The 12,298-nt window shown below is 45.4% G+C and carries 12 protein-coding genes and 1 riboswitch; of the genes, 3 read left to right on the top strand and 9 right to left on the bottom strand.

The features are described from left to right. The first annotated feature begins 477 nt into the window (after window positions 1–477). The gene (locus F0265_RS24205; RefSeq protein WP_029235943.1) at window positions 478–918 is read left to right on the top strand and encodes an RNA-binding protein; all 441 of its coding nucleotides are present in this window, start codon (window positions 478–480) and stop codon (window positions 916–918) included. On the opposite strand, the gene murI is transcribed toward F0265_RS24205, so the two are convergent. The 3 genes from murI to F0265_RS24190 are packed head-to-tail and all read right to left on the bottom strand — an operon-like array spanning window position 884 to window position 4,386. Next, window positions 884–1,675 carry a glutamate racemase gene (gene murI / locus F0265_RS24200; RefSeq protein ID WP_171750620.1) on the bottom strand — a complete coding sequence of 264 codons (792 nt, stop codon included), beginning with the start codon at window positions 1,673–1,675 and terminating at the stop codon, window positions 884–886. The two genes, F0265_RS24205 and murI, sit on opposite strands and share 35 nt — an antisense overlap. Window positions 1,676–1,720: 45 nt before the next feature. Continuing rightward, window positions 1,721–2,392, bottom strand: a complete 672-nt coding sequence (locus tag F0265_RS24195; RefSeq protein ID WP_171750619.1) for an adenine nucleotide alpha hydrolase — start codon at window positions 2,390–2,392, stop codon at window positions 1,721–1,723. A 50-nt stretch (window positions 2,393–2,442) separates the two neighbouring features. Continuing rightward, a complete protein-coding gene (locus tag F0265_RS24190; protein WP_171750618.1) occupies window positions 2,443–4,386 on the bottom strand; it encodes a TonB-dependent receptor in 1,944 nt (647 codons plus the stop codon). Between the two features lie 53 nt (window positions 4,387–4,439). Next, a riboswitch (cobalamin riboswitch) is annotated at window positions 4,440–4,643 on the bottom strand. Window positions 4,644–4,832: 189 nt separating this feature from the next. Here F0265_RS24190 and trmA point away from each other — a divergent pair. Further along, window positions 4,833–5,942 (top strand): tRNA (uridine(54)-C5)-methyltransferase TrmA, encoded by a 1,110-nt coding sequence (gene trmA / locus F0265_RS24185; RefSeq protein WP_171750617.1) that lies wholly within the window; start codon window positions 4,833–4,835, stop codon window positions 5,940–5,942. Window positions 5,943–6,002: 60 nt separating this feature from the next. Here the strand turns inward: trmA and F0265_RS24180 are convergent, their stop codons facing one another. Continuing rightward, a complete protein-coding gene (locus F0265_RS24180; RefSeq protein ID WP_006957287.1) occupies window positions 6,003–6,383 on the bottom strand; it encodes a YijD family membrane protein in 381 nt (126 codons plus the stop codon). Further along, window positions 6,383–7,030 carry an HTH-type transcriptional repressor FabR gene (fabR, locus tag F0265_RS24175; protein ID WP_006957289.1) on the bottom strand — a complete coding sequence of 216 codons (648 nt, stop codon included), beginning with the start codon at window positions 7,028–7,030 and terminating at the stop codon, window positions 6,383–6,385. The genes F0265_RS24180 and fabR overlap by 1 nt, the downstream gene beginning before the upstream one ends. 253 nt (window positions 7,031–7,283) lie before the next feature. On the opposite strand from fabR, the gene sthA reads away from it, so the two are divergent. Further along, window positions 7,284–8,714, top strand: a complete 1,431-nt coding sequence (sthA, locus tag F0265_RS24170) for a Si-specific NAD(P)(+) transhydrogenase (RefSeq protein WP_080568950.1) — start codon at window positions 7,284–7,286, stop codon at window positions 8,712–8,714. A 42-nt stretch (window positions 8,715–8,756) separates the two neighbouring features. On the opposite strand, the gene dinF is transcribed toward sthA, so the two are convergent. The 4 genes from dinF to F0265_RS24150 all read right to left on the bottom strand — a co-directional run bounded on the left by dinF (window position 8,757) and on the right by F0265_RS24150 (window position 12,225). Beyond that, on the bottom strand, window positions 8,757–10,112 hold the full coding sequence (gene dinF / locus F0265_RS24165; protein WP_171750621.1) for an MATE family efflux transporter DinF: 1,356 nt from the start codon (window positions 10,110–10,112) through the stop codon (window positions 8,757–8,759). Window positions 10,113–10,139: 27 nt separating this feature from the next. Further along, window positions 10,140–10,958 (bottom strand): class I SAM-dependent methyltransferase, encoded by an 819-nt coding sequence (locus F0265_RS24160; RefSeq protein ID WP_171341743.1) that lies wholly within the window; start codon window positions 10,956–10,958, stop codon window positions 10,140–10,142. Between the two features lie 188 nt (window positions 10,959–11,146). Next, the gene (gene lexA / locus F0265_RS24155) at window positions 11,147–11,764 is read right to left on the bottom strand and encodes a transcriptional repressor LexA (protein WP_006957296.1); all 618 of its coding nucleotides are present in this window, start codon (window positions 11,762–11,764) and stop codon (window positions 11,147–11,149) included. Between the two features lie 98 nt (window positions 11,765–11,862). After that, window positions 11,863–12,225: a diacylglycerol kinase gene (locus F0265_RS24150; RefSeq protein WP_171750616.1), complete on the bottom strand. Its 363-nt coding sequence runs from the start codon at window positions 12,223–12,225 to the stop codon at window positions 11,863–11,865. Between the last annotated feature and the right edge of the window lie 73 nt (window positions 12,226–12,298).

The following is a 12,298-nucleotide window of genomic DNA, read 5'->3' as shown; positions in this document are numbered from 1 at the left end:
GGTCACTTCGTATCATTGAAACCTAAATTGTTTCCGAAGAAACTATTTGGATTATCATCAACGAGTGCCCACACAGATTGATAGGTTTATATTGTTAAAGAGCTTTTCTAACTTCCGTTGCGCTTTAGCGCCTCGTCGTTAGGGGTGCGTATCTTACGCTTCCCATTTTAAGAGTCAAGCGTTTTATTTAACTTTCTTTCCTCTTTCAATTCCGATTTCGGTTTGTGACTTTCGTCTCACTCCGTGTCGGTGAGGCGGCATTATAGGGAGCTCAGAAAGGATGACAAGTGTTTTTTTGAATTTATTTTTCGTTCGGTTAAAAACAAATCAAAACGCCAGAAATAGAATAAAATTTCAACATTTGAGTCACGTCACATCAATAGGTTGGAAAAACAACAACCATATACGTAAGATCCGTGTGTCTATTTTGTTAATACCTAGGCACTTTTTTCTTAAACTACGAAGTTGTATTCAAATATGAGTTCTAATAAATCGACCTTAATGATTCTCGCCTTAGCGGTTTTAGGTGGAATCATCTTTTCGCAGGTTGCTATTTCTCCTGCGCTCAGCTTTGTTATCGGTGTTTTTGCTTCTGCTTTTGTTTTTAAATTTTCAAACACCACAACTGAGCCAGCAACCGTTAATGAACCCGCGACCAAGACCCTTTATGTCGGCAACCTTCCTTACAAAGCAAATGAATCCCATGTGAAGGAATTGTTTGCTAAGCATGGTGAAGTCTTTGCCGTCCGCCTGATGAAAGATAAACGCACAGGTAAAAGACGAGGATTTGGTTTTGTTGTCATGGCAGCAACGGATGCTGCTGGTGCTATAGAAGGACTAAATGAAAAGGATTATATGCAGCGTACATTAAAGGTACGTATCGCTAATGATCCAAAATCTCAAGCTGAACAGGACTAAAGCCTAAGTTTTGTAATGCTCTATTCAACGCTCCTTCTGCATAAGGGGGAGCCGTTGAAAAAATTTCCCTCAGACCTTTTCCTTCTTTCTTGTCCTCAAGGTTCAACAATTCTTGTACTCGGCGCGCAATTGCCTCACCAGAGTCCACCAGCACAACCTGCTCACTCAGCACTGACTGTATTTCTTCTTTTATGAGAGGGAAATGTGTACACCCTAATACGGCAACATCGACTTTACCAATCATGGGAGATAGTACTGCCGTTAGTTCTTGATTCGAGACTGGGGTACCACGAAGTTTTTCTTCTGCCATGTCAACCAGTCGAGTAGAGCCTAACAGCTCAACGGGTTTGCTTTGCGAGAAGTCGCGAATCAATTCCTGCGTGTACTGGCGTGTCACCGTCGCCGGTGTTGCTATCAGGCCGACCGCTTTATTCGCTAAATTAGATGCTGGTTTAATCGCAGGTACGACGCCGACAACCGGAATGGAGAGCAAAGTTCTCAATGAAGGTAATACAATGGTGCTTGCGGTATTACATGCAATCACAACCAAATCCACTTGGTGATCAGCGACATACTGCGAAACCAATGCTTCCACGCGAGAAACTAAAGTTTCATGATCCAACTCACCGTAGGGATAGGCAGCGTTATCAAATAGGTATACATAATCAAGTTGAGGGAGCTTTTTTTCTATCTCTTGGAAAACAGAAAGCCCACCGACCCCAGAGTCAAAAATTAGTACTTTTGATTGTAGTGACACTTGATATACCCACACATTTCGATGTGGCAATCATACTCACACAAATCAGTTTGGCAATATCTTCGCTTGGTAACGTTGATGAGAGAAACGCTCCCCAACCTCAAGGGTCGTTAAACTCAGCTCTATCTTGCCTTGATAGCTACGGGTTTGAGTGACTAACGTATGAAACTCCCCATCTTCACCGCATGGGTCTACACCACTCGGTAGTGAATCAATGAATGCTCGGTCATACCATCGCCCGCAATACGCAGGGTCAAGTGCCTGGCCATCCGTTGTCACAACTAAGGTTTTAATACCTCGCTCTAAGATTTCATTCGCAAGGTCTTGACTGTTTTGTCCAATGAGTGGAAAAACACACTCCCAACCAGCGGGTTCAATATAGCTACGGCGATAGGCTTCGATACCATTGCAGAACATATCACCAAAAGCCACGGCCTGAATATCGAGATCGCTGCTCTTTAGTGCATCAATGATGGTCGACTGATAGATGTCATTTGGTGGAAATGTTTCCGGCATTTCGATTTTTATTAGAGGTAATCCAAGTAAGACCGCTTGCATGTCGAGCACTTCAACAGGAGTCGCTTGGAATGGGACTTCATCTTTTACGTAAGTGGTGTAAAGACCAACAACATTGTAGTGTTCACTATCGACTAGCCTTTCTAAAGTGAGGGTCGAATCCTTTCCGCTCGACCAACTGATAATGACGTTCTTTTTCATTGTTACTGCCTATAGATAAGAAAAAACCGCCTAAAGGCGGTTTCAAGATATTAGAATTGATAAGAGCCCGTAATCATTACTTTACGACCATCACCAGGGTAATATGCACCATAGTTATTCGCATTAGCAGGATACTTTTCATCAAATGCATTATCTAAGCGTAAGCTAGCTGACCAAACATCTTGTGTGTAATTAATAGCGATATTATTTAGCCAATATGCCGATAGCTTTTCTACACTGTTTGAGGTGTCACCATCCTTATATCTCGTACCCGTATAAACACCTTCAACGTAGAATTGCCAATTATAATTGACATCGTAGGTGACATACGCCCTACCACTGTGAGGCGAAACCCAAGGTAGCTCCTTTCCTTTATTGTCACCACTTGAGAACTCGGCGTTAATGAAACTGTACTCAATACCTAGGAGCACACTTTCAGTGACATAGTAGTCACCGCTAACATTTATACCATTTCGCTCAGATTCATCCGCATTGACATTAGCGCCAGCAAAGCTCCCCCCTACAGGTGTTGGTGCACTACTATCAAAAACGATTTCATCTTCAAGTTGCAAGTTGTAAACATCAATCTTTACACTGTACTCATCTTCTGTGAGTCCCCAACCTGCCTCTATAGAATTACCAGTTTGTGGCTTCAAACCTAACACACCTGGAGATGTGTATGCTTGCTCATCAATCTTAGCAAATCTAAAGTTAGTTTCCCCTCGTAAGTAAAGCCTCTGAGTCTCGCTAATTTTGAAATTCAAACCTAACTCATAAGCATCTTGGCTTTCTGATAGTTTTTCAGTATTCGGATAAACTGCACCATCGAAAAGTTTGTCTTCAACTGAACTATAACGTGCTCCCGTCGTTAAAGATAATCTAGGTACTAGAGGATAACTGACTTGTCCATAAGCACTGTAGGTAACCTGTTCGTTAGCCCTATTGGTAGAGGAAGATTTATAGGAGTGGTCACGATCAGCCGCTTCTAACCCAATCAGAATATTTCCTTGACCAGACTGATTGGAAAATTGATTTTCAACCTTAACTGAGCCTACTAATTGTTTACTTGAGCTTGTTGTTGAACTCCCCCACGCAGAGCCTGATCCCGACGTATTGTCATAGATAACATCAGTCCCAAATAACCAAGTGTCTGTTAAGCTTCGCTTATACCCAGCACGAAGCGCTTTCGTTATCTCATGAGAATAGTCGGTTTGATTTGATGGATTAACTTGAGTTGGGTCTTGTTCATATTGCTCTTCGGTTAACGAACCAGCATATTCTCTATTATTGTCATAGTAACTTGCTTCTGCAAAAAACTCCGTCTTATCTAGTTCATAGCCGATACGTCCTAACAAAGACCCGGTTTCACGCTTGTTATGGTCTCTATAGTTATCGGTATTATCTTGGCTAGCACTAACGAAAAGCGACCACTGTTCATCGAGTTTTCTTGAGACATTAACACTACCAGCATAAGAATCAAAACTACCCGCACTCACTGACACACTACCACCGTCCTCAGAAGCACCTTTTGTAATGATGTTGATTACACCACCTACAGCTTGGTCACCGTACAACACACCAGCACTGCCGGACAAAACTTCAATCCTCTCAATTTGAGAAATTAATATAGAGCTTACTTGGGGAGCTGACAGGTCCTGTTTATTCAAGCGACGGCCGTCAACCAAAATCAAAGTATTGTTGGCAGCTTGACCTCCAGTGAAGCCTCTAATCGCAAATGCAGGGCCACTGTTGGTATCAGAGATTTGAATGCCAGCTCGAGCACGCAACAAGGTATCTAGGCTTTTAGCTCCACTTGCAGCGATATCTTCTGAACTGATAATAGTTACATTAGCTGGTATATCTTCAATTGAATTATTGAAATCACTTCGAGCTAAAACCACCATAGTCTCATCAACTGAGGCTTCTTGGGCGTATGAAAGGGAGGCATGAGGAAGTAGCGATGCCACTGCTATCGCCAGAATAGAACGGTTCATTTTTATAATCCTAAATCGCGTAAATCCTACCGAGCTTGGAGCACTTGCTTCCAGTGATTAGCTCAGCTGCTGGCAGGTATTCGGACTCAAGAGCTCAGTTTGCACCACCTACTAACTCGACTTCCCACATAGTCCTCTATGCAGTGTCTGTTGAGTGTTCGTTCTCTTTTACCGCTGCGCGTCAGTTCTGGATTCACACCAGATTCCCTTTTCAGCCATCTATACTGCTAGATAGCACCAGCTAGGCGCAAATGTTATTCAGCTATCATTCCTTTGTCCAGCCAATATTGTGCTTTTATATAACCAGACGCTTTATCACTAATACCTGATAACGGGTTTACACACTATATTGATCACAGGAGAGTGACAAAGCTGGACATGTCGCAGATATTGAATAAAATCTGCGCTCCTAAAACAAACGCACTCAGCACTTGAAGGTAATAAACATGGCGACTCTTGAAGTAAATCCACAACGCTACCAAGAACAACTGGCGGACAAGGTCGAACGTCTTAATGAGATGTTTGCTCCCTACCACGTTCCAGAACTGGAAGTGTTTGAGTCCCCAGAGCAACATTATCGTATGCGCGCTGAGTTCCGCGTTTGGCATGAAGGGGATGACCTGTACTACATCATGTTCAATCAGGAAACGCGTGAAAAATACCGAGTTGACCAATTCCCTGCGGCGAGCCGTCTGATCAACGACCTTATGCCATTGCTGATTGATGCAATGAAAGACAACGACTCTCTGCGTCGTAAACTGTTCCAAGTGGATTTTCTATCGACACTGAGCGGTGAGATTCTGGTGTCTCTGTTATACCACCGTCAATTGGACGATGAGTGGACGAAGAACGCAAAAGCGCTCAAGCAGCGTCTGAACGATGAAGGATTCAACCTGAACCTGATCGGTCGTGCGCGTAAAATGAAGATTGTTCTCGATCGCGACTACGTGATTGAAAAGCTCGACGTCAATGGCCAGCCGTACGTTTACCAACAAGTCGAGAACAGCTTTACGCAACCCAACGGCAAAGTAGCGGAAAAGATGCTGGAGTGGGCAATCGACTGTACCAACGAAAGCCAAGGCGATTTGCTGGAGCTTTACTGTGGTAACGGTAACTTCTCACTGGCACTCGCTCAGAACTTTAACCGAGTACTGGCAACCGAGCTGGCAAAACCGTCCGTTGAGTCTGCACAGTACAATATTGCGGCCAATAACATTGATAATGTTCAGATCCTACGCCTATCCGCGGAAGAGTTTACTCAGGCTATTGAAGGCAAACGTGAATTCCGCCGCTTAAAAGACGCGGGCGTCGATTTGAAGAGTTACAACTGCAATACGATTTTTGTCGATCCTCCTCGCTCAGGCATGGATATCGATACGTGTAAGATGGTGCAGGGTTATGAACGTATCCTATACATCTCCTGTAACCCAGAGACGCTCAAGGACAATCTTGACGTTTTAAGTGAAACACACAACATCACGCGTTTTGCTTTGTTTGATCAGTTCCCTTATACCCACCATATGGAAGCGGGTGTGCTACTGGAACGCAAAGCATAGCTTGATAAGCGAACACAAAAAAACGAGCCATTTGGCTCGTTTTTTATATTTGGAGTCAGACTACTCAGCGCTAGCGGAGCGGTTCATAAAACCCAGTTTCTTACCAATCCATAGCAATAGCAATAGCGACACTATGATGGCAAAGAAGTTAGACCCCGCATCTGGGTGCTGCGCTTTGACAAAAGCAGAGTGGCCAAAGGCGCCAACGAAGAAACACGCTAGGCCAACCAGCGGAATGTCTTCAGAGACAGGGTTACGTAGATATTCTTGGTACAGCGCCTGCACAGACAGTACAAGCGCAATCAGTGGAAAAATAGAGAAAGAAACTTCGCTCATTGTCAGCCATGACAACAATGCGTCTCCACACATACCAGCAATCAATGCAAGTACGAGCGTCTTCTTCTCAGAACCACGATTAACTTGGTTTACTTCATTCGACATTAATCAATCCCACCTTTTAATCGGTTACGGTTACGTTCACGTTCTTTGCGATACCATAAAGCCCCTTTGGCTATCATTCGCAATTGCATAATCAATCGTTCCGCAAGCTCATCTCGCTCGCGTCGATTCAAATCCAGTGCTTCTGCGCCTGAGCTAAACACTAAGGTGACGGAAGCTTCAGCCTGGGTATAGGCCTCATCACGCGTCATTCCTGTGCTGATCAAATACTCAGTCAGTTCAGCAGCAAAGTGCTGAATCTCTCTCGCCACAGCGGTACGAAAGTCAAACGATGTTCCCGAACGTTCTCGCAATAATAGTCGAAACACATTGGGGTTGCTTTCAATGAACTCCATAAACGTCTCTATAGAAGTGCGAATCACACTCCCCTCTTTGACGATTCGCTGTCGCGCCTGGCGCATCAACTGACGAAGCAGCAAGCCGCCTTCGTCAACCATGGTCAACCCCAGCTCATCCATATCTTTGAAATGGCGATAAAATGAGGTTGGAGCAATCCCTGCTTCCCGGGCAACTTCTCGTAAACTCAGATTCGAAAAGCTTCGGTCAGCGCTAAGCTGGCTAAACGCAGCATCAATTAATGAACGACGCGTTTTTTCTTTTTGCTGTGCACGGATTCCCATGGATTTCATCTGTTTTCTATTTATTGGTTTAGTAGCAGTTAATATACAACGATTACCTTAAGGACATAAGCCAAAATCGTAACCTTTGACTACCGCGTGACAATTAAACTCAGCCTGATTTCTTTTTCAATCACTTAACGCTGGTTTAGAGACCTATCACCGCGCAAAGACCAGATATGAAACATTCTGCGTGATCGCTTCCACTCTCTAGTGCGCTGACCGTGTGCTCTATCGTGAAATCAGTTAAAATCTCGCTAAAGCAATGTTAAGACAATATAACAAAGGAAAAGTTATGGCGGAAAGTAACCACTTTGACGTGATCGTTATTGGTAGTGGCCCTGGCGGTGAAGGGGCAGCGATGGGGCTAACCAAAGCGGGACTCAATGTCGCCATAGTGGAAAAAGAGAGCAGCGTCGGTGGCGGTTGTACCCACTGGGGAACCATCCCTTCTAAAGCGCTGCGTCATGCGGTCAGCCGCATCATTGAATTCAACAATAACCCGCTGTTTTGCCATAACAACACCAGCTTGCACTCTACCTTCTCCAATATCTTGGGCCACGCTAAATCTGTAATTGATAAGCAGACTCGCCTGAGACAAGGCTTCTACGATCGTAATCAATGTTCTTTGATTTTCGGTACTGCACGCTTTACGGACAAGTACACCATTGCCGTCACTCAAGCAGACGGCACAGAGGAGCTGTACAGCGCTGATCGATTTGTGATTGCAACAGGCTCACGCCCATACCAGCCAGCTGACGTCGACTTTATGCATGAACGCATCTATGACAGTGATTCTATTCTCAGCCTCAAGCATGACCCTCGTCATATCATCATTTATGGTGCCGGCGTGATCGGTTGTGAGTATGCGTCAATCTTCCGTGGTTTGGGCGTAAAAACGGACTTAATCAACACCCGAGACCGACTGCTGTCTTTCCTTGATAATGAAGTATCAGACGCCTTGTCTTATCACTTCTGGAACAGCGGTGTTGTGATCCGCAACGACGAAACTTACGAGAAAATTGAAGGCACCGAAGATGGCGTCATTATCCATCTCGAATCAGGCAAGAAAATGCGCGCCGATTGTATTCTTTACGCCAACGGCCGCACGGGTAACACCGACAAACTCAACCTATCGGCTGTGGGTTTAAATGCCGACTCTCGTGGCCAGCTCACCGTTGACAGTAACTACCAGACGGAAGTCGACCATATTTACGCAGTCGGCGATGTTATTGGCTACCCTAGCCTAGCCAGTGCCGCTTATGACCAAGGCCGATACGTGGCACAGGCGATCAATAAAGGCCAAGCCGATGGCAATCTGATTGAAGATATCCCGACCGGTATTTATACCATTCCAGAAATCAGTTCAGTAGGTAAGACAGAGCAAGAGCTAACAGCAGCAAAAGTCCCTTATGAAGTCGGCCGTTCTTCGTTTAAGCACTTAGCTCGAGCTCAGATTGCAGGTAAAGACATCGGCAGCTTGAAGATTCTCTTCCACCGCGAAACCAAAGAGATCCTTGGTATTCACTGCTTTGGTGAGCGTGCCGCGGAAATCATCCATATCGGACAGGCCATTATGGAGCAAAAAGGCGAAGCCAATACGATTGAATACTTCGTCAATACCACATTCAACTATCCGACCATGGCCGAAGCATACCGAGTAGCGGCGCTGAATGGCCTCAATCGCTTATTCTAAGTCGAGCAATAAAAAAGCCGCAGTCATCGCTGCGGCTTTTTGTTAAGCAGTCAAAAACTGTTGTTTGCGCCACTGCTGATAAAAAATCACCGCCAGTGTCACACCACGCATCCCCATAAAACTCAACATAGCCAGCCACAACGCATGGTTACCGAAACTGACCAAGGCGAAAAACACCCCAAAGAAAGCACACATTGCGAAAAACATGCTGTTGCGCATTTCTCTCCCTTTCGTTGCCCCAATGAATATGCCATCCAATAAGAAGCACCACATTGAGACTAAAGGCATCGCCACCAGCCAAGGAAGGTATATCAGTGCAGTATCATGCACTTTCGGGATGTCGGTGATCAGACTGATCAAGGACGATCCGGCGAAAACAAACACCGCAGTCAATCCCAAACAGATGATCAGGCTCCAGAAGAAAGTCCCCACCAATGACGCGCTGAGTTGTTGTTTATCCTTAGCGCCTATCGCTTTACCAACCATAGCCTCCATCGCATAGGCAAATCCATCCATGCCGTAGGAAATGATCATCAGAAAACTCATTAGTACCGCATTGGCAGCCACAATATCATCGCCAAAGCTCGCGCCTTGGAACGTCATAAAAGTAAAGGTCGCTTGCAGGCACAAAGAACGCAAGAAGATATCACGGTTTAGCTTTACGAAACGGCTTAATCCATGGGTGGTGTCTTTCAGCAATGAAGCAACCGAGGGTAAATGGCTTTTATGCCACGTACGCCAAACACACCATAGGCCAAAGCTCATACCACTGTAATCAGCAATCACCGACGCCAGTGCAGCCCCTTCCACTTTCCAGCCAAAGCCGATAACAAACAGCACATCAAGAACGATGTTAGTGACGTTTGCAATGATCACCATCCACATCGGCGCGCGTGCGTTCTGAGTCCCTAACAACCAGCCCAATAAAACAAAGTTAACCAAGGCCGCAGGAGCGCTCCAAGCGCGAATGGCAAAATACTGCTCACCATAAAATTTGACTTCATCACTCGCACTGCTCAGCGAAAATACCAGATTGGCAATCGGTTGATGAAATAGGAGAAACAGCAATGCAAAACCCAAGGCCATCGCGACACCCTGAGTGAACACTAAACCGAGTTGTTTACCACTTTGAGCGCCATACGACTGCGCCGCCAGCCCAGTGGTCGACATCCGCAAAAAACCCAGTAGCCAGAAAGTCACACTGATCATGGTACTGCCAAGGGCGACTCCGCCCAGATACCAAGCATGCTCAAGGTGACCAATAACCGCCGCATCAACTAAGCCGAGTAAAGGCACGGTTATGTTCGATAGAACCATCGGGATCGCCAGCAGTAGAACCTGCTTATGCAGCGCTTTATTGGAAAGGGTTTTAAGTAATTGCACGTTCGCACTCATCATAAAAGAAGAGTGCAAAGTGTAACCGGATTACCAGCGAAGCTGAACCACTACCGGAGTAAGCCTATGCTTAAGGGAATTGAATTTGGTGAGCCAACGTTGCCATAACTTCCAACGACCGCAGTGTTTATCTAAAGGAGAAAAGGTCTTGGCCCAGCGCGCCCATGGCAGGTAATTAAGTGTTGCATCCCCGGGTGACGCATAGCCATGATTATAACTGCCTGCGCCCATTTTCTGACCAAGTTTGCTTGCCGCGAGATCCCCCGCCAGCACCACACATGCTCGTGCTGAATCAAAGTGGCAGCCAAGGGCCTGAATAAACTTACCAACTTGTTTTTCACTGCAATCCAGTAAAGCGTGCTCACAGACAATCAATACTGGCGCCTTTTCCGGTACAGGTAAATTATCCAGCCATGACAAGTCATCAACGTTGCCGCACATATGTTGGTAGCGTTCGCTTTTATGGAACAGTTTCTGACGCCAAAGGAGGTTTTCCGTCACATCAAGTTCAAGCCAGTGACAACGGCCATTGTCAACTCGGTAGAAACGTGTATCGAGGCCAGCGCCAACATTGATTATCCAACCGTCGGGATTGCGCGAAATGAAGTGATTGACCTGATCGTCACAGATTTGAGTCAGGGTGGCATGAAGAAGTTGTTTCTGATCGATATCACCAGAGAGGCACTCTGGTGCGAGTTGGCAACGCTGACACGCATTGGCCGCGATTGGGTCATAAACCAAGCCGTTGTCGACCAAGCTTTCTCGGCTGCGAAGCCAGAGAGGTTGCAACAAATTGGCCGGGATTTGATAGCGATGTGTTGAAGCTTTTTGCTTAGCGGCCATGATCATCTTCCTTTCATACCAGAAATAAGATGATAATGAATATCAATTACAAAAACAAGTAATTGAGAATAGATCTCAAAAAAATATGAGATATCGAGCCACAACTCACAGACTGAAGTGACAAAACAACGTCAGCGAACATTCTCGCTGACGTTGCAAGCCATTCAATACCACTTCTGCGAGCAGTGCAGTGATTACATCCAGTCGGTATTGCGGATAATTCCGACGGCTAGACCTTCAATCGCTAGGTGCTGACATGACAGGTCAACTTTAATAGGTTCAAACTCTTCGTTTTCTGCATGGAGTAAAACAGTTGACCCTTTGCGTTCCAAACGCTTAACGGTGACATCGTCATCGACACGAGCAACAACCACCTGACCATCATGAACGTCTTGGGTTTTATGCACCGCAAGCAGATCGCCATCCATGATACCGATGTCTTTCATACTTTCGCCGTTGACGCGCAATAAGAAATCAGCCTGAGGCTTGAACATGGCCGGATCCACCTGATAATGCGCTTCAACGTGTTCCTGAGCCAGAATCGGTTCACCTGCAGCAACCTGACCAATCAAAGGTAGGCCATCATCATTGGCAGCATCTTCTAGCAAGATGCGGATTCCACGCGATGCGCCTGGAATAATTTCAATCGCTTGCTTACGCGCTAGAGCTTTTAAATGCTCCTCAGCGGCATTGGCAGAACGAAAGCCCAGTTCACGGGCAATTTCAGCACGCGTAGGAGGCATGCCTGTGTCATCAATTTTACTCTTGATCAGATCAAATACTTGTTGCTGGCGTGGCGTTAACGGCTTCATAAGTCACCTGTCTTTTTATACAGTTAACTGTGAGTATATCCAGTAATTGTTTAAATGAAAAGCCAATTGCTGGTTTTTTGATAGAGTTAAACTTTTGACTACAAAAACAATACTTCTAACCACACGTAACCTGTCAGTAGCATGGTGATCATGACAGCCGCTGATCCAATATCTTTCGCCCTACCGGCCAGCTCATGCTGCTCTTCACCAATACGATCAACAACGGCTTCAATAGCACTGTTAAGCAGTTCAGCAATCAATACCAGCACCACAGTGGCAATCAGTAAGATGCGTTCTAGCTGGCTAACATCAAGCAATAGTGCAGTTGGAATCATGATCGCTGCGAGGAAAATTTCTTCTCTGAATGCGGGTTCATTTTTAAACGCCGCTTTGAGGCCTTGGCATGAGTAACGGGTTGCATTTCTTATACGTTTGAATCCATGAAGTGATTTTTGCGGCACAGACTTTTCTCTTGAATAATTAAATAGATGATTTGATTTTGGCTAAATTGATGCTTTTACGCCCAATTACCAG

The organism is Vibrio sp. RE88, assembly GCF_013113835.1.
GTDB lineage: Bacteria > Pseudomonadota > Gammaproteobacteria > Enterobacterales > Vibrionaceae > Vibrio.
The sequence above is the reverse complement of the archived record's forward strand: the minus strand, read 5'-3'. Positions and strand labels throughout refer to the sequence as shown.